Below are 24,452 nucleotides of genomic sequence, written 5' to 3'. Positions count from 1 at the left end.
TCTAAAAAAATAGATATAGTAAAGCTATGGATACTACGATGATATTTAAAGCGTTGTCTAACGAAGCCCGTCGTCAAATTTTGGAATGGCTGAAGCATCCGGAGCAACATTTTGACCCTCAACTCTACTTGCCTAAAGACGCCGATTTCAAAGGGGGGATTTGCGTAGGCAGCATTCAAGCCAAAACCGGGCTGACGCAATCCGTTGTTTCGAGCTATTTGTCCATGATGCAAAAAGCCGGACTTTTGGAATCCAGACGTTACGGCCAATGGACCTACTACCGAAGAAATGAACAATTGCTGCGGGAATTTACGGAATATATGCGGAATGAATTGTAGGCATGCCTGTTCGTCGGGCACTGCCTGCTTATTTTTTGCAATTATACATCTAGATTTCTATATATATATATATATATTGGGAAAAACATACAAAAAGTTTTTTCTACGCGAAGCGGGTTCCTTAATACTCTTACCGCTTCTTGTTGACAGAAGCGGTATTAAATTTTATATTCTAATTGGGAACTATTAAGGAATTATTCCGTTAATAAATTGACAGTCAGGTTTCGCACAGGAGAGGATTATAAACTGATGGACATTAGTCAGGAAGTGCTGCGCATCAAAAGCAAGCTCATACAAAGAAGGCGGGACTTTCACATGTACCCCGAATCGGGCTGGGTGGAATACCGCACGGCGGCAATTATCGCGGAACAATTGAGCCGGCTGGGATACCATGTTCACGTGCGGGAAGAAGCGTGCAAATCCGCTTCGCGCATGGGCGTTCCCCAGCCCGAAGTGCTGTGGCACCACGAGAACCGGGCGATTGAGGAAGGGGCCGATCCGCGCTGGGTCGAACGGATGCGGGACGGTCATACGGCCGTTGTGGGAGTCATCCGGACGGGGAAGCCGGGTCCGGTTGTGGCGCTGCGCTTCGACATCGATTCCAACGACCTGACGGAATGCGCCGCCGCCGACCACCGTCCCGTCCGGGAAGGCTTCGCTTCGCGCCACGAGAACATGATGCACGCCTGCGGGCATGACGGGCATGCGGCGATCGGGCTTGGCGTAGCGGAGCTGCTGGCGGGATATAAGGAACGCTTGTCCGGAGAAATCCGCCTGCTGTTTCAGCCTGCAGAGGAGGGCAGCCGCGGCGCCAAAGCGATGGTCGATGCCGGATGGCTCGACGGCGTGGATTATTTATTCGGCGGCCACATCGCCTTCCAAAGCAAAATGCTGGGCGAAATCGTCGGCGCGGTTGGGGGCTTTTTGGCGACGACCAAAATCAACGCCGTCTTCACCGGCAAAGCGGCCCATGCGGGCGCGGCTCCGGAGGAAGGGCGCAATGCTCTGCTGGCCGCGGCCTCGGCGATTGTGCATTTGAACGGGATCAGCCGTCACAGCGAAGGGGCGACCCGGATTAACGTCGGCACGCTCAAAGCGGGCTCGGGTCGCAACATCGTGGCCGACAAAGCGGTGATGGAGCTGGAAACGCGCGGCGAGACGACCGAGCTAAACGATTTTATGAAAAAGGAAACGATCCGCATCCTGGAGCAGACGGCCAAATTGCACGACGTCGCCTGCGAATGGGAGATCGTCGGCGAAGCGCCGGGAGCCGAGAGCAGTCCCGGATTAATTCCGCTTATCCGGCAGGAGGCGGAGAAGATGGGCAGCGTCAAATCTTTCGTGCCCAGAATGGACTTGGGCGGCTCGGAGGATGTCGTCTATATGATGAACCGCGTGCAGGAGCAGGGGGGCCAAGCGTCTTACTTGCTGTTCGGCTCGCCGCTGACCGACGGGCACCATCAGGTCCGCTTCGATTTTGACGAGGACGTGCTGGTGATCGGGACGGAAATTTTGGTCCGGCTTGTGTTGGCATGTCAAGAAGGATAAATCGAAGCAAAAAAGGGGCCTAGAGGGAAAAAAAAGACGTATCGCTTTATGAAAGCGCTACCCTGACCGCCGTCCGCAAAAGCGGCGCCGTGCATAAGCGCCGTTCGCGGGCGGTAGTAGCTGCGGACGATTAGCGGAGCTCCTTGACGCGGAATATTTTGCGCGGACGGCCGCGGCTGGTCGGTGCTTCCTCGCCGATGAGCTCGACGAGGCCGTGCTCTTCCAGGTCGCTGAGGATGCGGCGCGCGTTCCGCTTGGTCATGCCGAGCCATTCGGCGATGTCGGGGGCGCTGATCGAATTTTGCCCCAGGTTTTTTTGGACGGACAGCAGCTTGTTGTAGGTCGTGATCGTCACGCCCGCTCTTTTCAGCAGCTCGCTTGTCTTGATATCCTCCGTCCGATAGTTGAAGTTGATGCTGCCGGTCTGCCGCAGGGGACCTTCGATATCGCCCGTGTCGGTGACCAGAATAGCGCAGAAATTGCCGGTTTTTTTGGCATGCTGCAGGGCGATCTGCGCATTGCGTTCGGCAGCCAACGCGGTGACGCCAAACCCGATGCCGATGTTCGTTTTCAGGTCGGTGAGCAAGGCTATTTTTTCGAGCAGCACGGAAGGATGGGCACTTTCCTCGGCCGTTTCGAACGCTCCCCGGGTCGTGAAGACGATATATTTTCCGTTCCCGAGGGCGACGAAGGAGCCGGACAGCGCCTCGACATGGCCCAGAATCGTCTCTTGAAGCTGGAGGTCCAGACGGCGCACGTCGTAGGAGCTTTTGTTTTGCCCGATCAGCTTTTCCGGCTCCTCGATATCGATGAACATGACCGCGATTTGCGATTTTTTGAAATGCATGGTTTCGCCCGCGGTGCTGGCCAGATGGAGCATCGTGCGGATCGTCATCCGATTGGGCGTAATCCGGTAGACGGGAATGCCTTGCGACTTCAGCTCCTCGTACACCCGGCTCAAGCAGGTGGCGCAGGCGTCGACCTTGCCTTGAGCGAACAGCCCGGAGTGGAAGGCGACCAGCTCTTCGGTCGGCTTGAAGCCGGTATATGACAGCAGCGGAATGGTGTCGTAAGCCAGATCCGACTCCGCGCAGGTTTCGTAGAAATGCTCCGGCAAGATCGTATCGAAGCTGACCCGCCCGAGCTGCAGCCGGTCGCGGTATACGATTTCGAGCAGCACCTTCGTCAGGGAGGACCCGTTCAACTGCGGGAAAAGCGCCGTTTGCTTAATGTTCTGCTCCTGAGCGATCGCGTAAGGGGCTTGCCCCGAAAAGACCCATAGGTCAATGTGATGTTCTTCGCGCCGGACGATATCCGCCGTTTCGCTTACGTTCTGATAGACGAACGGAACGATCGTCAACCGGTCTTGAAACTCTTGGCCGATCTCGCGGATCAGGTCGATCGAATCTTTCGGGCCGACGGCTCCAACTCTGGCAATCATATCGTTTGATGTCCTTTCCGAATGTAAAATGCCGGACCTATTCCAAGTTCGGAGCAGCCTGCAAAAATCCTTCTGAAATGCGGGTCCGGATCGATTTTTATTTGTTGACACTATCATAGCACATGTTTTATAGTTTATTAAGGGACTATTAAGGGAATTTTTCCACTAAATCGGGGGTGGTTATTCTTGCAGGACGTCTTTGACTATATCGAGCGGCACCGGGACGAGTATATCCGCTGGCTGCAGGCGCTGTGCCGCCAGCCGAGCGTTGCGGCGCAAAACCGGGGAATGGTGGAAACCGCGAAGATGGTGGAGGGGCTGATCCGGGAGATCGGCGGCCACGCGAAGCGGATCGATACTTCCGGCTACCCGGTCGTCTACGGCGAGTTTGCAAACGGTAAAAAGAAAACGCTCTCTTTTTATAACCACTACGACGTGCAACCGGAAGACCCGGTGGAGCTGTGGGACTCGCCGCCATTTGCCGCCGAAATTCGGGACGGACGCATCTACGCCCGGGGGGTCGCAGATAACAAAGGCAATCTGACCGCCCGGCTCGCTGCGGTGCATGCCTATACGGCGGTGCGGGGCGGGCTTCCGCTGAACGTGAAGTTCGTTATTGAGGGCGAAGAAGAGATCGGCAGCCTGCATCTCCGCGAATTCGTCGACGCGCACAGGGAGCTTGTGCAAGCGGACGGCTGCATCTGGGAGTTCGGCTACAAGAACGCGGACGGCAGCCTGCAGGCCAGCTTCGGAGTGAAAGGCATGTGCTACGTCGAGCTCGTGTGCCGGGGGGCGAATACGGAGATGCATTCCTCGCATGCTGCCGTGATCGAAAATCCGGCCTGGCGGTTAATCTGGGCGCTCAACACGCTCAAAACGCCCGACGAACGCATACATATCGAAGGTTTTTACGATAAGGTGGCTGCCTTGTCCGAGGCAGACATCGAGGTGCTCCGGCAGATGGCTTACGACGAAGAAAGCACCTTGGAGAAGTTCGGTCTGGACTCGTTCGTCCTCGGGCTGTCCGGTTTGCCGCTGAAAGAAAAGCTGATTTACCAGCTGACCTGTACCGTGTGCGGGTTTCAATCGGGCTATACCGGCCAGGGCAAGAAGACGGTCCTGCCGTCCGAAGCGAGGGTGAAGCTGGATTTTCGTCTCGTGCCCGACCAGGACCCGTTCGAAATATTCCGGCTTCTGCGCCGGCACCTGGACGAGCACGGTTTCGCCGATATCGAAGCGATTCCGTATACGATGACGTATCCGGCCCGTACGCCGCTCGATAACGCTCTGGCGCGATCGGTCGTCCGGACGGCCAAGCAGGTCTACGGGACGGAGCCGACGCTGAAGCCGATGTCGCCCGCGACCGGCCCGATGTACATTTTGTGCCAGCGCATCGGCATTCCTGCGGTTTCCGTCGGGGTTGGACATTTTGCTTCGAATAACCATGCCCCGAATGAAAATATCATCGTCGACGATTATATCCAAGGCATCAAGCATATTGCGGCCATTATCGAAGACTTTGCCATCCAAGAGCAATCCTGAAGGGGGACACACATTTATGAAAAGGTTTACATCCATCAGTCTGGCCTTGGTTTTTGCGTTGTCGGTCGGTCTTGCCGGCTGCGGCAAACCGGATGCGGCTGGTGCAGGCGGGCAGCAGGGAAGCGGACAAACGAAGGAGAAGGTGCTGACCATTGCCCGAAGCGGCGACATTCTCGGCTTCGACGTCCACAACCACGGCTTTACGAGCACGGAATCGGTTCACGTCAATATGTTCAACTATTTGGTCAAGCGGGACCGGGAAGGAAAGTTTCAGCCCGATCTGGCCGTATCGTGGGAAAATGTGAACCCGACCACCTGGCGATTCAAATTGCGCCCGGGCGTCAAATTCCAGAATGGCGATCCGTTTACGGCGGCCGACGTGAAATTTTCGCTGGAGCGCGTTGCCCAAGACGCCAAGCTGGTGGAGAACGGCAACTACAAGCAGATCAAGGAAGTGAAGGTCGTCGACGAGCTGACGGCCGACGTCATTACCCACGAAGCGGAGCCCGTTCTGCTGTCGCGCTTGTCCCGCCTCGGCTCCAGCATGCTGCCGTCCAAATATATTCAGGAAAAAGGCTGGGACGAGTTTCTGAAAAAGCCTGTCGGCACCGGCCCGTACAAATTCTCCGAATGGATTCGCGACGACCGCGTCATTCTAGTGAAAAACGACGATTATTACGGCGAAAAAGGGAAATGGGACAAGCTGGTGTTCCGCTCGATTCCGGAGGAAGCGACACGGGTCTCCGAGCTGCTGACCGATGGGGTCGACATCGCGGTGCAGATTCCGCCGACCGATATGAAACGGATTAACAACGTCAACTCGACCCAGACGATCAGCGGTCCGACGACACGCGTCATGCTGCTGTCGCTGCGCACGACGAGCGGCCCGACGGCCGATCCGCGCGTTCGCGAGGCCATCGATCTGGCGATCAACAAAAAAGCGATTATCGACAGCCTGTTCGAGGGCGACGGCAAAGAAACGCTGACGCCGATTATCCCGGGCATCTTCGGAGCGAAGCCGGATTTGTTCGGCAAGTCGAACTACAATCCCGAGCGCGCCAAGCAGTTGCTGAAGGAAGCCGGTTTTGAAAACGGTCTTACGATCAGCTTCACCGGCTCGGTAGGCAAGTCGCTCAAGGATAAGGAAACGTCGGAGCTGATCGCGGCGATGCTGGAAGAGGTCGGCATCAAGGTGAAGATGGAAATTTTGGAATCGAGCAAATTCAACGAAAAGCGCAATGCCGGTACGACCGGCGATATGTTCCTTGTCGCGTACTCCAACTCGATGTTCGACGCCGCGCTGCTGTACAAGCGTCTGAAACCGGATACAGGGTACAACAATCCCGAAGTGACGAAGCTGCTGGGTGACGCGGAGAAAAATATGAACGCCCAGGAGCGAGAGAAGCAGTTCCAGCAGGCGCAGGACATTTTGGCCAAGGACCGTCCGCAAATTCCGTTGCTGCAATTGGGCGCGAACTACGGCATCAACAAACGCATAGAGTTTACTCCGAGAATCGACGAAATCACATATGCGGACGAAATTATTTTGAAGTAGGCTAACCTAACTTGTTCGAGGGGTCTCAGTCGCAGACCCCTTTGTCATTCCATCCTGTCCTTGGGAGGTACACCGTGAGGCCATTTTTCGTGAAGTCGATTATGCAGTTCATCCCCGTGCTGTTTCTGATCTCCCTGATTGTGTTCCTGCTCGTCCACGTCTCCGGAGATCCGGTTGCGCTGATGCTTCCGGACACGGCGACGGACGAAGACCGCAGGGCGCTGACCGTGGCGCTCGGCCTGGACCAGCCGCTGTACATTCAATATTTCAAATTTATGGCGCAACTGGTACAAGGGGACTTCGGCAATTCGTTCCGCTACCACCAGCCTGCGCTGCCGATCGTGCTGGATCGGCTGCCGGCGACGTTCGAGCTCGCGGCTGCGGCGATGCTCGTCGCAACGGTCATCGCCATTCCGCTCGGCATCATTTCGGCGACCAAGCGCAATTCGTTCTGGGACGTGTTCGCTACCGGGGCGGCGGTGCTAGGCAAGGCGATGCCGCATTTCTGGCTCGGCATTATGTTTATTCTGCTCTTCTCCGTGAACCTGGGGATGTTCCCGGTGTCCGGCCGCGGCACGCTGCTGCATCTGGTTCTGCCCGCAGTGACGCTCGGTACGGGGATCGCCGCCGAAATGACGCGCTTGATCCGCTCCAGTATGCTGGAAATTTTAGGACAGGATTACATTCGAACCGCCCGCAGTAAAGGCGTAGCCGAGAAGCTTGTCATTTACAAGCATGCGTTCCGCAACTCGCTCATTCCGGTCGTCACGATCATGGCGCTGCAAATTTCCACACTGATCAGCGGGGCGCTCATTACAGAGACGATCTATGCGTGGCCCGGCATGGGGCAGCTTATTATTCAAGCGGTCAATACCCGGGATATGGCGATCGTACAGGCGGCCGTTTTCGTCATCGCGTTCCTGGTCATTCTCAGCAACATGCTCGCGGACCTCGTCTACCGGCTGCTGGATCCGCGTATCAAATTCAATTAAACGCAGGAGGCGAGCGCACACATGAGCGTATCGATTGAAGCGCAAAGCGGACAGGTCGGCGCAGCATCCGCATCGAAGCGTCCCGGCAGGGCGGCGCGCATCATCCGTTCGCTGCTGAAAAGCAAGACGGGCACCATCGGATTTATCATTGTCGTTGCGGTTGTGTTCATGGCGGTTTTCGCGAGCGCCGTGGCGCCGCACGATCCTGCCAAGACGAGTGCGGCCAAGCGGCTGCTGCCCCCAATGTGGATGGCGAAAGGCACGGCGGATCATCCGCTTGGCACGGACAATCTGGGGCGCGACGTCCTCAGCCGCATCATCTACGGCTCGCAAATCTCGCTGCTCGTCGGCGTATGCGCCGTGGCCGTCGCCGGAACGATCGGCGTCATTCTGGGGCTGGTCTCGGGATATTACGGAGGCTGGACCGACCGGATCATTATGCGGATCGTCGACGCCTTCCTGGCGATCCCGAATATTTTATTCATGCTCGTGATTCTTGCAGTGCTCGGTCCCGGCTTGTTCTCGCTCATTTTCGTGCTGGGGGTCACCAACTGGGTCAAATACGCGCGCATTATCCGCGGGGAAGTGCTCAGCGTCAAGGAGCGCGATTACGTGCGAGCGGCCCGCGCCGTCGGCTCGCGCGACATACGGATTATTTTCAAGCATATTTTGCCCAACGTCGTGTCGTCATTCATCGTCGTGTCCACGCTGAGCATCGCCACCACTATTATATTGGAAGCATCTTTAAGCTTTCTCGGCCTGGGCATTCAGCCGCCGACCGTTACGTGGGGCGGCATGCTGAGCGACGGAAGACAATATCTGGCCACCAGCTGGTGGGTCGCGACGTTCCCGGGCATCGCCATAACGATTACCGTGCTGGGGATCATTTTCCTCGGCGACTGGCTGCGCGATATATTGGACCCGCGAATGAAAACGAAAGAATCTTAATTCGCGGGATGTACACGACACGAATCGAGGTGAACCCTTTGGCGCCACTGTTGGAAGTTAAAAACTTGAAAACCCATTTCAAAACCGAGGGAGGCGTCGTCGCCTCCGTCAACGGGGTTTCGTTCACGGTATCGAAAGGGGAGACGCTCGCCATCGTCGGCGAATCCGGCTGTGGGAAAAGCGTCACGTCCCTGTCCATTATGGGACTCGTCGCTTCGCCGGGCAAAGTGGTCGGCGGGGAGATTTTGCTGGAAGGCGAGAACCTGCTCGGCAAGAGCCATAAAGAAATGCGCAAGCTGAGGGGCAACAAGCTTTCGATGATTTTTCAGGAGCCGATGACGTCCTTGAATCCGGTGTTCACGATCGGGAATCAGCTGGGCGAAGTGTTTCGCAATCACCAGAACGCGGACAAAAAGCAGGCGAGAGCGAAAAGCATCGTCATGCTGGAGAGCGTCGGCATCCCGCGGGCGGACAAAGTCGTCGATTATTTCCCGCATCAGCTCTCCGGCGGCATGCGGCAGCGCGTCATGATCGCGATGGCGCTGGCCTGCAACCCGGCGCTGCTCATTGCCGACGAGCCGACGACCGCGCTCGACGTGACGATTCAGGCGCAAATTTTGGAGCTGCTCAAAGGCTTGAGCAAGGACCGGGATACGGGCGTCGTGCTGATCACCCACGATCTCGGCGTCGTGGCGGAAATGGCCGACCGGGTCGTCGTGATGTATGCCGGCGAGGTCGTGGAGGAAGCGGACGTGTTCGAGCTGTTCGCCCGTCCGAGACACCCGTATACGAAAGGATTGCTCGGCTCGCTGCCGAAGCTTGACGAGCAGCGCGAAGAGCTGGACTCCATCTACGGCTCGGTGCCCAATCCGCTGAACATGCCGGGCGGCTGCGCGTTCCACCCGCGCTGTCCGATCGCAACCGAGCACTGCAAGTCCAACGTTCCGATGCTCGAACCGGTTGCCGCGGGCCATTGGGCGCGCTGCTTCTACAGTAAGGAGTGATTTGACATGAGTCAAACGAGCCAGCTACTATTGGAAGTAAAAGGATTAAAAAAGCATTTTCCGTACAAGCAAGGCTTGTTTTCCAGGCAAAAAGGGGTTGTGCATGCCGTAGACGGCCTCGACTTTACCGTGAACCGCGGGGAGACGCTCGGGATCGTGGGCGAATCCGGGTGCGGGAAGTCGACGGCGGGCCAGCTTATTTTGCAGCTGCTGGAGCCGACGGCAGGCGAAGTCTGGTTCGAGGGCCAGAACTTGACGGCGCTCGGCAAAGAGGACGTGCGCAAGGTGCGCCGCCATCTGCAAATCATTTTCCAGGACCCGTACTCGTCGCTCAACCCGAGAATGAAGGTTGAGGACATCGTCGCCGAACCCTTGGAGGTGCACGGTCTGTACAAAGGCGCGGCTTTGAAGGAGCGGGTCGTCGAGCTGCTGCGGCTGGTTGGCCTGGATGAGCACCACATGTCGCGGCATCCCCACGAATTTAGCGGCGGCCAGAGGCAGCGCATCGGAATTGCCCGGGCGCTCGCGCTGAATCCGAGCCTGATCGTGTGTGACGAGGCGGTGTCCGCGCTGGACGTGTCGATCCAGTCGCAAATTTTGAATCTGCTCAAGAAGCTCCAAAAGGAACTCAAGCTGACTTATATTTTCATCGCCCACGGGCTGCCGGCGGTCAAGCATATCAGTGACCGCATCGCCGTCATGTACTTGGGCAAAATCGTCGAGCTGGCGGACCGCGACTCCTTGTTCGCGCACCCCCGCCATCCGTATACGCAAGCGCTGCTATCGGCCGTTCCGGTGCCCGATCCGACGCAGCGGAAGGAGCGGATCATTCTGCAGGGCGATCTGCCCAATCCGGCGAACCCTCCGAAGGGGTGCAGCTTTCATACGCGCTGCCCTTACGCGCAGGACATTTGCCGCAACGCGCCGCCTGCCTTGGAGCGGCAAGCGGACGGCCATCTGGCGGCTTGCCATTTTCCGCTATAAAGGAGCGACCAACCGATGGAATCGAAAGCTTTGACCGAGCAAAACGATAAGCTGCACGCGTATCTTACTGTACTGTCCGCCTCCCAGCCGCAAGTGGTTCCGGGGCGCGGCAGGGTGACGTTTTTGACCAAGAAAACCGGCCTGCCCCAGCTGTGGAGCTGGGATGCGGCGACGGACCGCTGCGAGCAGGCGATCCAGCTGCCCGACCGGGTCGTGGAAGCCAAGCACTCTCCGTGCGGCTCCCGGACGGTGATCGGGATGGATCATAAGGGCAACGAGAAGCAGCAGCTTTATGTGCTGGATAACGACACGCTGGACGTGCAGGAGCTGATGGTGTCCCCGCAGCATTTTCACAATGTCGGAGACTGGTCTCCCTGCGGGCGGAAAATCGCATATTCCAGCAACCGCCGGGGTCCCGGGCTGTTCGATGTTTTCGTGCAGGACGTCGAGACGAAGCAGGTCGAGGAGGTTTACCGGCATGAGGGCCGGTGCGTACCGCTTTGCTGGCTGCCGGACGGCAGCGGCTTGCTGATTTTGGCCGATGTGACGAATGTCGTCCAGTCGCTGCACGTGCTTGATCTGCGCAGCGGCGCGATCCGGGAGATCGGCGTGCCGGGGGCGGGTGATTACGCTTCGGTGCAACTCGCGAAGGATGGCACGGGATATTTGGTGACGAATGCGGCCGAGAACACGATGGCGCTGTACCGCTTTTCCCCGGAGCGGCCGGGGGCGGAGCTGCTCGTCCATGTCCCGGCGTGGGATATCGAAGGGGCGAAGCTGTCGCCGGACGGCGGCCGAATCGCGTACACCGTGAACGAAGGCGGCATTTCCGCGCTATACCTGTATGAGGTGGAAGGCGGACATTCCACGGCGGTGAAGCTGTCGCGCGGCGTGATTCAGTCGCTGTCGTGGCTGAATGACGACGAACTGATTTTCGCGCTGAAAAGCCCGGTGCTGCCGGGGGACATCTGGCGCTACGGGTTGAAGGACGAGACGCTCCGGCGCCTCACCTCGTTCGGCAGGTCGGAGACAATCGAGCATCTGTGGCAAGAAGCCGAGCTGTACACATTCCGTTCGTTTGACGGGGTGGAGGTGCCGTACTTTTACTACCGGCCGGCCGGGAGCGCCGGACAGACGGAGGAAAGCCGCCCTGCGCCTACGGTGGTGTACGTGCATGGCGGGCCGGAATCGCAGATCCGGTTCGAATTTCACCCGGTCATTCAATATTTGGTCGGGCAAGGCTTTAACGTCGTGACGCCCAACGTCCGCGGCAGCATGGGCTACGGCAAAACGTACCTGAACCTCGACAACGCGAGAAAACGGATGGATGCGGTGGCCGATCTGGCGTGGATGGTGAAGGACTTGAGCCGTTTCGCGACGGTCGACACCGGCAAAATCGGCATTATGGGGCGAAGCTACGGCGGATTTATGGTGCTGGCCGCGCTCACCCATTACCCGGATTTATGGGCGGCCGGGGTGGACATCGTCGGCATCTCGCATTTCCGCACGTTTCTGCAAAATACCGGGGAATGGCGCAGAGCGCTGCGCGAAGCCGAATACGGCACGCTGGCAGACGATTCGGACTTCTTCGAGGAGATCGCTCCACTCAACCATTCGCAGAACATCAAGGTGCCGCTGCTCATCTTCCACGGCCGCAACGATACGCGCGTTCCGGTCAGCGAGGCCGAGCAGCTGTATGCAGACATGCGGGCCCGCGGCCAGGAAGCGAAGCTGGTTATTTTCGAGGACGAAGGGCATCAAACGGAGAAAATGGAAAATCACATCGCGATGAATACGGAAATTGTCCGCTTTTTCCGGGAATATCTTGAAGCATAGGAGCGGCTTCGCCGCTTGAGCTTGTTGAGAACCGGCTTCGCGTATGAAATTCTCTGCATACGCCGGTGGGGTATATCCCTCCAGCCGCTCTTGAAACCCGTGAACTTGATTAGAATTAGCGGTATTTTCACGGGTTTCAAAGGCGGACGTAAACTCTTACGGGATATACCCCACCTCTATTTCTCTGAGATTTTCTACTCCTAGGGTTTCTCAACACTCTGAAACCGGCTCCGCCGCTGGCACTTTCTTCATGAATCCTTCATGTGACCTTAATCAAACCTTCATGCAACCTGTCTCCGAGGGAGATATGATAAAGCTTAAGGATAGGCAGTATGAAGGAGGAACACATCATGTACAATAGCGTAATTATCGGAACCGGCCCCGGAGGGTTGACGGCGGCTATTTATTTGGCGAGAGCGGGATTGAAGCCTCTGGTGATCGAAGGTCCGGAGCCGGGGGGACAACTGACGACGACGACCGAGGTCGAGAACTTCCCGGGCTTCCCGGAAGGAATCATGGGCCCCGAATTAATGGATAATATGCGCAAGCAGGCCGAGCGCTTCGGCGCCGAATTCCGGACGGGATGGGTGAACAAAGCCGATCTCTCCAAACGGCCGTTTACGCTTTCGATCGAAGGCATGGGTGACATTCAAGCGGAAACGGTGATCGTATCGACCGGAGCTTCCGCGAAATACCTCGGCATTCCGGGAGAGAGGGAAAACGTCGGCCGCGGGGTAAGCACCTGTGCGACATGCGACGGTTTCTTCTTCCGGGGCAAAAAAATTATCGTCATCGGCGGCGGGGATTCGGCCATGGAAGAGGCGAACTTCCTGACCCGCTTCGCTTCGGAGGTCGTTCTGGTGAACCGGCGCACCGAGCTTCGCGCGTCGAAGATCATGCAGGAGCGGGCGCGCGCCAACGAGAAAATCAGCTGGAAGCTGAACCGGACTCCGCTCGAAGTCATCGCGGGCGAACGGGGCGTGACCGGGCTTAAGGTGAGAAACAACGACACCGGCGAGGAAGAAATCATCGAAGTAGACGGCATCTTCGTAGCAATCGGCCACACACCGAATACGAAGTTTCTGGACGGCCAGCTGACGACCGACGAGCACGGCTACCTGCTGGTGAAGCCCGGCACGACGGAAACGAACATTCCCGGCGTATTCGCATGCGGCGACGTACAGGATAGCCGGTATCGGCAGGCGATCAGCGCAGCGGGCACAGGCTGCATGGCGGCGCTCGATTGCGAGAGGTTTCTGGAGTCGGCCGAGCTGAAGGAGCTTGCGCGGTAATCGAATCGGATAGGACTGACCCCGGCGTCTGCAACGGCGCCGGGGCAATTTGACTTTTATGTGTAAGGTGAAGATAAAGTTTTCTTAGTGCTTTATAGCTCAAACTAAAAACTACATGCTACTATCGTAGGAACTTAGATTGAAAAATGGAAATTTAATTTTCTAATTGTTTATGATTTAATATAAATGAACCAGTTTTACCCCTGTCTATAACGTGTAGCCTCAAAGGACTTCTGAATAAAGTTTGCATGAAAACTGGTTCAATTTTGAGATGTAGTGAAGGAGATTATAGTATAGATGTTGAAATATAATTTGTGCAGTGGCCTCTAGGGAAGCCACCGTCATAGGCATGGAGCCGGCTAATTAGCATACCTGGACTTCTATTATAGATTTGGGGCACTCCATTTAATGGCACTGCGCCTTACCTCAATATTCCAACCAAACTTGCCATGATCAGGCAAGTTTTATTTTTTTTATTTAAGAACCTTATAGAAGGAAAAAAATAGACCAGTTGTCGAAACAAAGAACCTTATAGAAGAAAAGCAGTAACCCTTGAAATAATTGGGGCATATCATGACCTCTTTGTATAATGTGAGCTTTACTGCACTATCGTTAAATCCTGACATGCTACATTGGGCCCTCAGGAGCTCTAAAGAAAACTTGGATAGATAGTGCTTAACTGCAACAATCTTTGGAGGGGTTATGAACAATCAAATTTCTATTGAAGTTGAAAAGCACAAATCAGAAATTAATAAATGGTATCAATTTTATGTGGGTTTAGGCATCGGTGCAGATTTTCATGTCGCTGCTTGTATTCCCTTTGAAAAATTCCGTAGTGAAAAGGAATGGAAACGGCAAAAGACTATGAAGTTTTACTCCGACGGAAAAGGAATTATTGATTTCCTAACACAGTTAAGGAATATACGAGAAGGTTTGGGTTTAGATCCATCAGACTTTTTTATTTTGTTAGAGCCTACTGGTGGTCATTACTCGTATTTAGTTATGAAAGTCCTTTTGGACGAAGGGTATCATTTGTTCCAAGTTGAAAATAAATCTGTAAAGGATTTTTGTGAACGTCAACTAGGCCTTAATGAAAAATCAGATGAGATAGATGCCAGGATCATGGCCTACATGGGCTGGCATAAAACACTACACCCAGATATGAAGGGTATACGATTAGTAAAACCTGCGACCCCTACACAGATTCTCTTTCGAACTTTAACGAGGGATAGATGGCTTCTTTCTACTCAATTAACTAGAAGGAAGAACCAGATACAACAGCTTTTTTCAGTTACGAATCCTGAGCTAAAGCGAGCATTTAAAAAACCTGGCTCAACAACTTTAAGTGAATATTTACCGCACACCTTAGCCGTCCAAGTACCACATTTAATTGAGAGACAAACATGGCTTATCAAAGAAGCCCTTCGAATTGAAGGGTAATCGGAAGCATCGATAAACAAATTTCGGTTTTATTACATGGAGACAAGGATAAACAGATCCCTTCTCATCCCTACACTGCTTTACTTAAGTCGATTCCAATTATGAGTGATGTAATGGCTTGTACATTAATTGGTGCTATTGGTGATGTTGAACGGTTTTCAAATTATCTTGAATTTAAAAAATACTTAGGCGTCGCTGCTGAAAATAAAACATCAGGAATTTCCGTTTCAAAATCTAGACAAATATATGAAGGTGTAAGGGATACTCGTCGAATTCTATTTTTAATGGTACTGGTGCTCATATCGCCTAATACATAATCAAATCTATTTAAACATTATTATGATCGTTTAGTTAATGGCAGGGGAATGAGTAAGTGAAAAGCTATTGGTCATGTATGTGGTAAAATCGCACAGGTGATGTATTCTTGTTTGAAAAATAATAAGTTGTATGATCCAGTCTTACATGCCAAACATCTGGGCGTACCTAGGGATGAAAAATGCATGGACATAAGAATACCCAAAAACGTTGATGAATTAGAATCTAAAGCAGCTGAGTTTTTATAACAAGAAGATGGCATACCGGATAATACTCGGATGCCATTTTCTCAACTAAAGGGAAGATTTCTTTAGAAAATATACGACTTATCTCATCGTTCCCAAGGTGATATATGCCTAACAGAAAAACGTGCCATACGCTGCACGCCTTCTCCTGTAAATTTAACGACCTTCGATTAAAAACTTTACAATTCGTGCCCTAATTGCGTCCCGAACCGCTCGAAATTGGTCCATAATTTCTTCTTCGGTGCCGGTGGCCTTAGCTGGATCATCGAAACCCCAATGCCATTTCACGACGTTTTGATTCGAAATCACCGGACAATGTTCGTCTGCATGGCCACACAACATAATTACATAGTCAGCCCGATTCAAAATCTCCGGATCGATGACATCTGATGTATGACCGCTAATATCGATACCGGATTCCTTCATCACCTGAACGGCGCGCGGATTCAGCCCATGTGCCTCCAACCCGGCGCTTTTTACTTCGTAGCGATCATTACCGAGCGCCTTCAACCAGCCATCCGCCATTTGGCTACGGCAAGAGTTTCCCGTACAAAGAAAATAGACGAGTTTTTTGTTATCTGACATGGTGAGTCCTCCTGTTTATGTTAAACTGCTTGCTTTGAAAAATACTTCCGCTGGAATCGGAGCGCGACGTTGACTAAGGCAATCATCACGGGGACTTCCACAAGAGGACCGATGACGGCCGCAAATGCTGCGCCGGAATGAATACCAAACACCCCGACGGCAACGGCAATCGCCAGTTCGAAGTTATTCCCCGAGGCGGTAAATGCCAGTGTAGAAGTGACAGGATACCCAGCCCCGGCTTTTTTGCCCATGAAAAACGAGATCAAGAACATAACAACAAAGTAAATCAAGAGCGGAATCGTGATCCTCACGACATCGAACGGCAATTGGATAATCATTTCGCCTTTCAGCGAGAACATGACGATGATCGTAAACAATAAAGCGATCAGTGTAATGGGACTGATTTTCGGAATAAAGACCGTCTCGTACCAGGATCGCCCTTTTGCTTTTACAAGCGAATAGCGAGTAATCATTCCGGCCACAAACGGTATCCCTAAATAAATGAACACGCTCTTGGCAACTTCGGCCATCGTAATGTCAACAACGACGCCTTCCAACCCGAACCATCCCGGCAAAATCGTAACAAAGATATAGGTGTAGACAGAGTAAAACAAAACTTGAAAGATCGAGTTGAAAGCAACGAGTCCCGCCGCGTACTCGGCATCCCCTCTGCACAAATCGTTCCAAACGATAACCATTGCAATACAACGGGCTAAACCGATCATAATCAGGCCGACCATATATTCCGGATAGCCTTGGAGAAAAATAATAGCCAGGAAAAACATTAAGATCGGGCCGATAAGCCAGTTTTGAATCAATGAAATGGTTAACACTTTGCCATTTCGAAAGACACGGCCGATTTCTTCGTATCGTACTTTCGCCAGCGGCGGATACATCATTAAAATAAGGCCAAGTGCAATCGGTATCGATGTGGTTCCAACTTGAAATTCATTCAAACCGGCGACAAAGTTAGGAAATACGTAACCCAAGCCAATTCCTATCGCCATCGCAACAAAAATCCATAACGTCAAATAGCGATCCAGAAATGAGAGTCGCTTTTTCTCTTGTTTACTCACTTGCATTGCTGTACACCCCCTTTACTCGCATGTAACTGTCATTCCTTGTTGCTCCAATTTCCGCAGCTCCTCGGATAGATCAGGCAAATGGGACAGAGCATAACCAATTTCCTCTAACCGCTTCTCATTGATGGAGTAGAACACCCATTGCCCCTTTCGCGTTTCGCGGACCATTTCAGCCGTTTTTAGACGGCTTACATGTTTAGAAATGGCTGGCTGGGAAATGTTAAAGATGGGAACCAGTTCGCACACGCAGCAATCGCGAATACGGAGCAAAGAAAGGATTTTTAGCCTTGTCGGATCGGCAAGAGCTTTCAGAATATCTGCTATCTTTTCAAATTCCATTGTCATGATTATCACCCCACATCAAAACCATATAACCATATTGTTATTTGTATATAAAAAAAAGTCAATACCGAAATTTCCGTCCCCCCTCACAACCCATTTCTTGAGATAAAGGTAAATTTAATATTTGCAAATTGCAAATAAATGCGGTATAACTGTTTCATGAGGTGAGGCACCGTGGAAAATGTACGTGAACTATTTCAAATCATGACTCGTCGCTTTGGCTTTCTGAATAAAAACTGCTGTTCTGCAGGTGGCTGCGACATCTCCTTAATTCAAAGCCATGTCCTTTACGAAATTGATCGCCAGCATAAGCCTTCCATACAGCAAGTAGCAGAGGCATTAGGGACAGATATAACGACATTCAGCCGACAAGTCCAATCGTTAATCAAGATGAAATTAGTGAAGAAAACGCCCGATCCAGAAGACCGGAGGGTAAATCTGCTTTCCCTAACGACGGAAGGCAAGTATATTGCGGCGTCGATTGACCAACAAATGAACGACTATTTAAACGAAATCTTTTCGCACATGAACGATTTTGAAAAAGATACCGTCATTCGCTCGATCAAGCTATTAAACGAAGCGATGGCGAAATCCGGCCAATGCTGTTCAACCCCTTCTTGCGGGTGATCTTTTTTCTGCAATATTTGCAATTTGCAAATAATTTAAGGAGAACTTGGAATGTCAGCGATTTTCTATGCAATCGTTATCGGGGGTGGGCAAGCCGGGCTTGCTTCCGGATATTACTTGAAGAAGAACGAGCTGCAATTTTTGATCTTGGAAGCAAGCGAACAGGCAACCGGTTCTTGGCCACATTATTACGATAATCTAAAGCTGTTTTCGCCAGCTCGGTTATCATCATTGCCGGGCATGAAGATACCCGGAGCTGCAACCCACTACCCATTGCGAAACGAGGTGATCCAGTATCTAAAGTCGTATGCCCAGCACTTTGACTTACCGATCCGGACCAACCAGAAGGTTGTTGCCGTGGAGAAAAGCGAGTACGGTTTTACGATCCGAACGGCAGCAGGAGCCGAGTATGAGACGCGAAACGATCATCAATGCGACAGGCTCCTTTCATAATCCCTATACGCCGCACATCAGCGGAAGGGAAGTCTTTCAAGGGGAAGTCCTCCACTCTTCCGCATACCGCAATCCGGATCGTTACCGAGGGCACCGAGTGATCGTCGTCGGGCGCGGAAATTCTGCGGTTCAAATTGCGGTAGAGCTTGCCGACAGCAGCCATACATCGCTCGCCGTTCTTCGGCCCGTTCAGCTTACGAAAACAAAAGTATTGGGAATTGACCTGCATTTTTGGATCAGAGCCGTCGGCTTGGATACTTTTCCATTCTGGCGATTTGGCAGAAAGACTCCAAGTCCGAGTTCCGTTGCCGATTTAGCCGATTACCGAGCAAGATTAAAGGCTGGGAAGCCGGATCAACGGGCTATGTTTACCTCTTTTTACTCCGAGGGCGTCGTCTGGCCAGACGGAACGAAAGAACCGGTACAAACCGTCATCTTTGCGACCGGGTATCGTCCCGATCTGTCTTACCTTCATCCCATCGGGGCGCTTGACGCCGAAGGGAAACCGTTACAGACAGCAGGAATCAGCCTTTCCGTTCCAGGATTGTATTATGTCGGCTTGGAAGGACAGCGTTCGTTTGCTTCCGCCACATTAAGGGGGGGGGGACCGGATGCGAAATATGTTGTTTGCAAGCTACGGCGTTACGTGAAAAATCCCCTTTAGGGAGGCTAGTTCCAATGAACTTGAATTGGTTCGCCGCGGAATACCTTATGAAACAGGAGCAGCGTGAAATAGAGCGCTCGGCACGGCAAGCTTGGAAATGGCAAAATCCCAAGGAGTTATCGAGCCGGTTCCTTTGGAGACGGCAACTCACGATTGCAAACATAGCAGCTTGTTGTCCCCCTAGCTGCTGCTGATTTGATAAAAAAATTGAAGGAGAGATGATTCATGAATCAAGTAACGAACGATCAAATTCGCCAAAATGTACGCAGCCGTTATAAGGAAATCGCCTTGCAAGAAGTGGAGTCGGGTTCGTGCTGCTCGCCAGCTTCAAGCTGCTGCGGATCGGCCAATGACGTTTCTTCGCAGTTGGGCTATTCATCCGAAGAATTAACTGCTGTTCCGGACGGTGCAAATCTTGGCCTCGGTTGCGGCAATCCGCAAGCCATCGCGGAGCTTAAACCGGGAGAAGTAGTATTGGACCTCGGCAGCGGCGGCGGTTTCGATTGTTTTCTGGCGTCTCGGCAAGTCGGGGAAACCGGCCATGTGATCGGGGTCGATATGACGCCGGAAATGGTGAGTCGCGCCCGCAACAACGCCATCAAAGGAGGGTTCGCGAACACGGATTTTCGGCTAGGGGAAATCGAGCATTTACCGGTCCCGGATCAAACAGTGGATGTTATCATCTCCAACTGCGTCATCAATCTTTCGCCGGATAAACAGCAAGTGTTTGATGAAGCATTCCGCGTCCTGCGCTCCGGCGGGCGTCTGGCCATTTCCGATGTCGTAACGATGACAGAGCTTCCAGAGGAAATCAAAAACGATTTGGATGTTTTATATTCGGGATGTATATCCGGGGCCTCGTCCGTTGACGAACTGAAAACGATGCTTACACAAAGTGGATTTCAAAATGTTGTGGTCGAGCCCAAAGAGGAATCCAGGGCGTTTATTCAAGATTGGGTTCCTGGGTCGAAGGTGGAGGACTATATTGCCTCTGCTGTGATCAAAGCAATCAAACGGTAATGAATGCATTGTTAAATTCGGCAACACTAGGGAGATTCTACATGTTCTTATGTATACTTAAATTAGTACGTTTATTTGAAAAATTGGAATTCACATAGCTTTAAACGGCATGCTAGCAGTTGTTACTTTTGATTTTAAGAACTACACTACATTATAGAATGCTTGATATTACGGGTTTTGAGAAACGGAAAATCGTTAACCGGCTAGAAATTAGTATTAGACTGACACCAGAAATCGAAACAGCGACAGTCTTGGACGAGAAAATAAAGTCCTAGGCTTGTCGTTGTATTCTTGAACTACCGTTCTTTGATAAAGGTGGTTGTAACCGTAGCGGGTATGATTCTGACGTTAGAACATAAGCCATGCGAGGGAAATCGGCGCAAGGCTTTCAATGTATTATTATATTGAAAACTAATTGCCGGGTAGTTGGATGCCGCGCCAGCCGCTTACATCGCATTGGCCATATTCATTATTACCCACAGCAACCACCGTGCCGTCCGATTTAAGACCGGCGGTATGAGTGCAACCCGCCGCAACCGCCACAATGTCGCGCCAGCCACTTATATTGATTGGCCATGCTTATTCCAACCCACAGCCGCCACCGTGCCATCCGACTTAAGCCCGATCGTATGAGCATTACCCGTGTTCGTCGCCATATGAACATTACCAGCCGCAACCGCCACCATATCGCGCCAGCCGCTTACATCACATTGGCCATATTTATTATCACCCACAGCCGTCACCGTGCCGTCCGATTTAAGACCAACGGTATGACGACGACCCGCCGCTATGGAAGGCAGGGGTTTCACAACGTTCATGAATCTTGCTCCTTAGTTGATGGTAGATGCTTCCGAATTTTGGGGTCCATCTCTATTAAACCATAGTTCTTTCTTCTTCGCATGTTTCGCAAAGGGAGCTAAAACTTTATTTTCCAAGTCCAAGGTCGTTCTTGCCAAAAGGGCTGTCGAGCATTGTTTTGGCAGCTTTTTTATTTGCCCTGCAATATTCATAGTTATTAACTATATATTTTATAACTTTAATATATTTTTGTTATAACTGTACTTTGCTTATACTATCGCTAAAGCAATTACTAATCTTTTTTCCGGAGGGAACCGAGATGGACCATACCAAAAAGCAGCTCGTAGAACAGTTTAACGAAGCAGCAAGCGTATACGACCGCCAAAGGCGCAAATTGATTCCTTGCTTCGACGACTTTTACCAGATTGCCGTGTCGTTAACGGATGAGGGGAGCGATGCTCCGAGCATTTTGGATTTGGGCGCGGGCACCGGCTTGTTTTCGGCGTTCATGCTGCAGAAGCACCCTCGGGCCAAGCTGACCCTCGTGGATCTCTCCGGCTCTATGCTGGAGGTGGCCCGGACGAGATTCAGCGGGGTGCCGAATGTCACGTATATTGTCGGGGATTATACAACCTGGGAATACCGGGAGAAGTATGACATCGTCATCTCGTCCCTTTCGATTCACCATCTTGCCGATGCCGAGAAGCAAAAGGTATACCGTACCGCCTGCGCCTTGCTGAACGACAACGGACTGTTTATTAACGCGGATCAGGTGTTGGGAAGCACGCTTGCGCTGGAGGAGCGGTATAAGCAGGATTGGAGACGCAAGGTAGAGAGCAGCGGGCTGTCCGCGGCCGAAATTTCGTCGGCTTACGAACGGACCAAGCTGGATCGGATGTCAACCTTGGAGGAACAGCTGGTCTGGCTGAAGCAGGCCGGATTTTCGGACGTGGACTGCATTTACAAATATTTTAATTTCGTCGTCATGGCGGGTTGGAAAAAGGATATGGAGAAGTGATTGACAAATCCGCAAATTGATACCATAATTTATAAATATAAAAGTATAAAAAGTATATAAATCCTTGCGAGAAGGGAGTGACCCTCATGGCACATCGTGGCGACAAGACGGCATGTACGCTTCATGACCGGTCGGAAGCGGGTGCTGAACCGGATTATTCCGATTGCTCGGCAACTTACCATTTTCTCGGGACGCGATGGAATCTGCAAATCATATCCGCACTGCTTAACGGCTATACGAGGTTTACGGAAATCGCCCAGCTGCTGAACCTGAATTCCCGCACCTTGGCCGAGCGATTGAAGCATCTTGAACTCGAAGGCATCGTCATCCGACAGGTGCGTAACCAAATTCCGGTACGTATTGCATATGGGCTGACCGCGAAGGGGCAGGCGCTGCACGAAGTGCTGAGTGAAATTCAGAAATGGGCGGTGTATGCCGACGGTCCGGAGGCTATAGAGGTCATCGGTGAAAAGAACGGAGGACGCTGCGCGGAACGCGGGATTTTGCAGATTGGATAACGGTTAAAAGCAAGCCGGGGTTGACCGAATTGCTGTACTGCAAGAAAGTGTGAAAGCATTGCGGCGTAGGCGTTATACAGCGAATTCGCGTTGCACTGCGCTCTTGCTGGGGTGTAGCATTCATGATAAAAAGATGAAGAACTACATCCAAGAGCAGGGAGTGTGCAAGCAACATGAAACAGGATCACGGCACTTCCGGGTATGGCCGTGCGGCGGCCTTCGGAGTGCAGATGGCTTACTTGACAATCGGTTGCCTGCTGATGGCAATCAGCTATAACATGTTTCAGCATCCGCATCAGATTGCTGCGGGCGGTGTGACCGGCTTGTCCACCGTCCTCGAATATGTAACGGGCTTGAAGCCGGCGATCAGCCAATGGCTGATCAACGTGCCGCTGCTTCTGGCGGGGTCGGCGGTATTCGGCCGGGGATTTGCGGTCAAAACGGTACTGGGCTCCGTCCTGCTGCCTTTGTGTATTCTGTTGACCGAAGGCGTGCCGCCACTGACAGACAACATCCTGCTGGCCGCCATTTACGGCGGTATCGGGACCGGGCTCGGGCTGGGCTTGATTTTCAAAGGCAACGCCTCCTCCGGCGGGTTTACAATCGTGGCACTGCTGCTGAACCGTAAGCTCGGCATCGGGCTGGGGAAGGCGCTGATGATCCTCGACTTTGCCGTAATTTTAATGGCTGCGATCGTATTTTCGCCAGAGAAGGCGCTGTATGCATGGATCGGATTGTTTTTAACCAAAAAGGCGCTGGAGCTGATCCACTCGGCATCGGATTCCAAGGTAGCCTTTATCATTACGGATCAAACACGCGAAGAGACGCTGCGCGCTGCGATTTTGCTGGAATTGGACCGCGGCTTGACCCGGTTCACAAGCTGGGGCGGCTATACCGGGGAACCCCGCGGGGTACTGATGGTCGTCCTGAGAAATGCCGACATTGCGCCGCTTAAGAGGATCGTCAGCACGGTAGACCCGCAAGCGTTCGTCATTTTAAGCGAAGCCAGCGAAGTGTACGGACAAGGGTTCCACAGCTATCCCTTGGTTCCGCGGGCAGGAAGGGACGCGTCGAAAGTCTTCTCGTGACCTATCGCGAAGGAGAGATCGAAATGAAAATACGCGAAGTGATTTTGCACTCCTCCAATTATGAGGCGACAAAACAGTTCTATCGCGATACGCTTCAGCTTCCCGTGCTGGAAGAGAATGCGGATTCGCTTGTGATTCAGGCGGGGGAATCCAAGCTTACTTTTGTCCCGAATGACCGGGAACAAGCTTATTATCATATCGCCTTCACGATTCCCGACAATAAAGCGAACGAAGCGTTGGAGTGGGTGCGCAGCAAAGGAATCGAGCCGATTGCCAAAGACGACGCCGTGCAATATCCTTTTCCGAATTGGAATGCCACGGCCTTGTATTTCTACGATCCGGACGGCAATCTCGTCGAATTGATCGCCCATCATTCCTTGACCAATGCAACAAGCGAGCCTTTCTCGTCCATGGATATTTTGCGCATTAGCGAGATCGGGCTTCCGGTTGAGGATCTGCCTGCCGCCCTCCGGCAGCTGCACGAATCGTTTTCGCTGGAGAAGTGGAGCGGAGACGGCCGGCAATTTGCTGCGGTCGGCGATGTGGAAGGTCTGCTGATCGTGATCGATCACAAGCGCCCTTGGTTTCCGGATGAGCGGATGCCCGGTATTTTTCCGACGACGGTTAAGCTTCAGACGGAACGGGCCGGCAGTATCGAGCTCGGACCGAAGCCGTATCGGATCGAGAGCATGAGCGGGCAGGCTTGATTGATTAAATAAAATTAAATTAAACATCGGTTAATTATTCAAAAGCGCAAGCCTCCCCGTGTTACGGAAA

General features: G+C 52.7%; 20 protein-coding genes and 3 pseudogenes. 18 read left to right on the top strand and 5 right to left on the bottom strand.

The annotated features are described in order from the left end of the window. Window positions 1-38 precede the first annotated feature (38 nt). Window positions 39-338: an ArsR/SmtB family transcription factor gene (locus KQX66_RS02600; protein ID WP_373949116.1), complete on the top strand. Its 300-nt coding sequence runs from the start codon at window positions 39-41 to the stop codon at window positions 336-338. Between the two features lie 249 nt (window positions 339-587). After that, a complete protein-coding gene (locus KQX66_RS02595) occupies window positions 588-1,886 on the top strand; it encodes an amidohydrolase (RefSeq protein ID WP_216789304.1) in 1,299 nt (432 codons plus the stop codon). 130 nt (window positions 1,887-2,016) lie between these two features. Here the strand turns inward: KQX66_RS02595 and KQX66_RS02590 are convergent, their stop codons facing one another. Then, the gene (locus KQX66_RS02590; protein ID WP_216789301.1) at window positions 2,017-3,327 is read right to left on the bottom strand and encodes a helix-turn-helix domain-containing protein; all 1,311 of its coding nucleotides are present in this window, start codon (window positions 3,325-3,327) and stop codon (window positions 2,017-2,019) included. Window positions 3,328-3,513: 186 nt separating this feature from the next. On the opposite strand from KQX66_RS02590, the gene KQX66_RS02585 reads away from it, so the two are divergent. The 9 genes and pseudogenes from KQX66_RS02585 (at window position 3,514) to KQX66_RS38650 (ending at window position 15,483) form a co-directional block, all read left to right on the top strand. Then, window positions 3,514-4,869 carry a M20/M25/M40 family metallo-hydrolase gene (locus KQX66_RS02585; RefSeq protein ID WP_216789299.1) on the top strand — a complete coding sequence of 452 codons (1,356 nt, stop codon included), beginning with the start codon at window positions 3,514-3,516 and terminating at the stop codon, window positions 4,867-4,869. Window positions 4,870-4,885: 16 nt separating this feature from the next. Further along, on the top strand, window positions 4,886-6,424 hold the full coding sequence (locus KQX66_RS02580; protein ID WP_216789296.1) for an ABC transporter substrate-binding protein: 1,539 nt from the start codon (window positions 4,886-4,888) through the stop codon (window positions 6,422-6,424). Between the two features lie 74 nt (window positions 6,425-6,498). Next, on the top strand, window positions 6,499-7,416 hold the full coding sequence (locus KQX66_RS02575) for an ABC transporter permease (RefSeq protein ID WP_216789294.1): 918 nt from the start codon (window positions 6,499-6,501) through the stop codon (window positions 7,414-7,416). A gap of 21 nt (window positions 7,417-7,437) precedes the next feature. Then, window positions 7,438-8,364, top strand: a complete 927-nt coding sequence (locus KQX66_RS02570; RefSeq protein WP_216789292.1) for an ABC transporter permease — start codon at window positions 7,438-7,440, stop codon at window positions 8,362-8,364. 8 nt (window positions 8,365-8,372) lie between these two features. Next, window positions 8,373-9,368: an ABC transporter ATP-binding protein gene (locus KQX66_RS02565; RefSeq protein ID WP_216789290.1), complete on the top strand. Its 996-nt coding sequence runs from the start codon at window positions 8,373-8,375 to the stop codon at window positions 9,366-9,368. Window positions 9,369-9,374: 6 nt separating this feature from the next. Beyond that, window positions 9,375-10,352: an ABC transporter ATP-binding protein gene (locus tag KQX66_RS02560; protein WP_216789288.1), complete on the top strand. Its 978-nt coding sequence runs from the start codon at window positions 9,375-9,377 to the stop codon at window positions 10,350-10,352. Window positions 10,353-10,367: 15 nt separating this feature from the next. Next, the gene (locus tag KQX66_RS02555; RefSeq protein WP_216789285.1) at window positions 10,368-12,188 is read left to right on the top strand and encodes a S9 family peptidase; all 1,821 of its coding nucleotides are present in this window, start codon (window positions 10,368-10,370) and stop codon (window positions 12,186-12,188) included. A 350-nt stretch (window positions 12,189-12,538) separates the two neighbouring features. Continuing rightward, on the top strand, window positions 12,539-13,480 hold the full coding sequence (gene trxB, locus KQX66_RS02550; RefSeq protein WP_216789283.1) for a thioredoxin-disulfide reductase: 942 nt from the start codon (window positions 12,539-12,541) through the stop codon (window positions 13,478-13,480). A 702-nt stretch (window positions 13,481-14,182) separates the two neighbouring features. After that, window positions 14,183-15,483, top strand: a pseudogene (locus tag KQX66_RS38650) (IS110 family transposase). A 153-nt stretch (window positions 15,484-15,636) separates the two neighbouring features. On the opposite strand, the gene arsC reads toward KQX66_RS38650, so the two are convergent. Genes arsC through KQX66_RS02530 form a run of 3 tightly spaced genes read right to left on the bottom strand, consistent with a single transcriptional unit; the run spans window position 15,637 to window position 17,486 of the window. Further along, a complete protein-coding gene (gene arsC, locus KQX66_RS02540; protein ID WP_216789280.1) occupies window positions 15,637-16,065 on the bottom strand; it encodes an arsenate reductase (thioredoxin) in 429 nt (142 codons plus the stop codon). Between the two features lie 20 nt (window positions 16,066-16,085). Then, window positions 16,086-17,141 (bottom strand): ACR3 family arsenite efflux transporter, encoded by a 1,056-nt coding sequence (arsB, locus tag KQX66_RS02535; protein ID WP_308647083.1) that lies wholly within the window; start codon window positions 17,139-17,141, stop codon window positions 16,086-16,088. Between the two features lie 21 nt (window positions 17,142-17,162). Further along, the gene (locus KQX66_RS02530) at window positions 17,163-17,486 is read right to left on the bottom strand and encodes an ArsR/SmtB family transcription factor (protein WP_216789704.1); all 324 of its coding nucleotides are present in this window, start codon (window positions 17,484-17,486) and stop codon (window positions 17,163-17,165) included. 177 nt (window positions 17,487-17,663) lie between these two features. On the opposite strand from KQX66_RS02530, the gene KQX66_RS02525 reads away from it, so the two are divergent. The 3 genes and pseudogenes from KQX66_RS02525 to KQX66_RS02515 all read left to right on the top strand — a co-directional run bounded on the left by KQX66_RS02525 (window position 17,664) and on the right by KQX66_RS02515 (window position 20,253). Continuing rightward, window positions 17,664-18,116 (top strand): MarR family winged helix-turn-helix transcriptional regulator, encoded by a 453-nt coding sequence (locus KQX66_RS02525; RefSeq protein WP_216789275.1) that lies wholly within the window; start codon window positions 17,664-17,666, stop codon window positions 18,114-18,116. A 51-nt stretch (window positions 18,117-18,167) separates the two neighbouring features. Next, window positions 18,168-19,233 (top strand): annotated as a pseudogene (locus tag KQX66_RS02520) (NAD(P)-binding domain-containing protein). A 225-nt stretch (window positions 19,234-19,458) separates the two neighbouring features. Further along, a complete protein-coding gene (locus tag KQX66_RS02515) occupies window positions 19,459-20,253 on the top strand; it encodes an arsenite methyltransferase (protein ID WP_216789273.1) in 795 nt (264 codons plus the stop codon). 429 nt (window positions 20,254-20,682) lie between these two features. Here KQX66_RS02515 and KQX66_RS02510 read toward each other — a convergent pair. Next, window positions 20,683-21,071: pseudogene (locus KQX66_RS02510) on the bottom strand (chromosome condensation regulator); the annotation flags it as partial. 299 nt (window positions 21,072-21,370) lie between these two features. On the opposite strand from KQX66_RS02510, the gene KQX66_RS02505 reads away from it, so the two are divergent. The 4 genes from KQX66_RS02505 (at window position 21,371) to KQX66_RS02490 (ending at window position 24,382) form a co-directional block, all read left to right on the top strand. Further along, window positions 21,371-22,069 carry a class I SAM-dependent methyltransferase gene (locus tag KQX66_RS02505; RefSeq protein ID WP_216789271.1) on the top strand — a complete coding sequence of 233 codons (699 nt, stop codon included), beginning with the start codon at window positions 21,371-21,373 and terminating at the stop codon, window positions 22,067-22,069. A gap of 86 nt (window positions 22,070-22,155) precedes the next feature. Next, window positions 22,156-22,587: a winged helix-turn-helix transcriptional regulator gene (locus KQX66_RS37745; RefSeq protein ID WP_216789269.1), complete on the top strand. Its 432-nt coding sequence runs from the start codon at window positions 22,156-22,158 to the stop codon at window positions 22,585-22,587. 173 nt (window positions 22,588-22,760) lie between these two features. Beyond that, the gene (locus KQX66_RS02495) at window positions 22,761-23,675 is read left to right on the top strand and encodes a YitT family protein (protein WP_216789267.1); all 915 of its coding nucleotides are present in this window, start codon (window positions 22,761-22,763) and stop codon (window positions 23,673-23,675) included. Window positions 23,676-23,698: 23 nt separating this feature from the next. Next, window positions 23,699-24,382, top strand: coding sequence for a VOC family protein (locus KQX66_RS02490; protein WP_216789265.1), 684 nt, complete (start codon window positions 23,699-23,701; stop codon window positions 24,380-24,382). Window positions 24,383-24,452: the final 70 nt, after the last annotated feature.

The sequence above is a fragment of the Paenibacillus oleatilyticus genome (genome assembly GCF_018998565.1).
Lineage (GTDB): Bacteria > Bacillota > Bacilli > Paenibacillales > NBRC-103111 > Paenibacillus_G > Paenibacillus_G oleatilyticus.
Note: the sequence above shows the minus strand (reverse complement) of the source record. Positions and strands in the feature narration are given on the sequence as shown.

What these genes read in the sequence shown, in the direction of transcription:
- KQX66_RS02600 (WP_373949116.1), top strand. Translation starts at nt 39, where the DNA reads ATGATATTTAAAGCGTTGTCTAACGAAGCCCGTCGTCAAATTTTGGAA.
- KQX66_RS02595 (WP_216789304.1), top strand. Translation starts at nt 588, where the DNA reads ATGGACATTAGTCAGGAAGTGCTGCGCATCAAAAGCAAGCTCATACAA.
- KQX66_RS02590 (WP_216789301.1), bottom strand. Translation starts at nt 3,327, where the DNA reads ATGATTGCCAGAGTTGGAGCCGTCGGCCCGAAAGATTCGATCGACCTG.
- KQX66_RS02580 (WP_216789296.1), top strand. Translation starts at nt 4,886, where the DNA reads ATGAAAAGGTTTACATCCATCAGTCTGGCCTTGGTTTTTGCGTTGTCG.
- KQX66_RS02570 (WP_216789292.1), top strand. Translation starts at nt 7,438, where the DNA reads ATGAGCGTATCGATTGAAGCGCAAAGCGGACAGGTCGGCGCAGCATCC.
- KQX66_RS02565 (WP_216789290.1), top strand. Translation starts at nt 8,373, where the DNA reads ATGTACACGACACGAATCGAGGTGAACCCTTTGGCGCCACTGTTGGAA.
- KQX66_RS02560 (WP_216789288.1), top strand. Translation starts at nt 9,375, where the DNA reads ATGAGTCAAACGAGCCAGCTACTATTGGAAGTAAAAGGATTAAAAAAG.
- KQX66_RS02555 (WP_216789285.1), top strand. Translation starts at nt 10,368, where the DNA reads ATGGAATCGAAAGCTTTGACCGAGCAAAACGATAAGCTGCACGCGTAT.
- trxB (WP_216789283.1), top strand. Translation starts at nt 12,539, where the DNA reads ATGTACAATAGCGTAATTATCGGAACCGGCCCCGGAGGGTTGACGGCG.
- arsC (WP_216789280.1), bottom strand. Translation starts at nt 16,065, where the DNA reads ATGTCAGATAACAAAAAACTCGTCTATTTTCTTTGTACGGGAAACTCT.
- KQX66_RS02530 (WP_216789704.1), bottom strand. Translation starts at nt 17,486, where the DNA reads ATGGAATTTGAAAAGATAGCAGATATTCTGAAAGCTCTTGCCGATCCG.
- KQX66_RS02515 (WP_216789273.1), top strand. Translation starts at nt 19,459, where the DNA reads ATGAATCAAGTAACGAACGATCAAATTCGCCAAAATGTACGCAGCCGT.
- KQX66_RS02505 (WP_216789271.1), top strand. Translation starts at nt 21,371, where the DNA reads ATGGACCATACCAAAAAGCAGCTCGTAGAACAGTTTAACGAAGCAGCA.
- KQX66_RS37745 (WP_216789269.1), top strand. Translation starts at nt 22,156, where the DNA reads ATGGCACATCGTGGCGACAAGACGGCATGTACGCTTCATGACCGGTCG.
- KQX66_RS02495 (WP_216789267.1), top strand. Translation starts at nt 22,761, where the DNA reads ATGAAACAGGATCACGGCACTTCCGGGTATGGCCGTGCGGCGGCCTTC.
- KQX66_RS02490 (WP_216789265.1), top strand. Translation starts at nt 23,699, where the DNA reads ATGAAAATACGCGAAGTGATTTTGCACTCCTCCAATTATGAGGCGACA.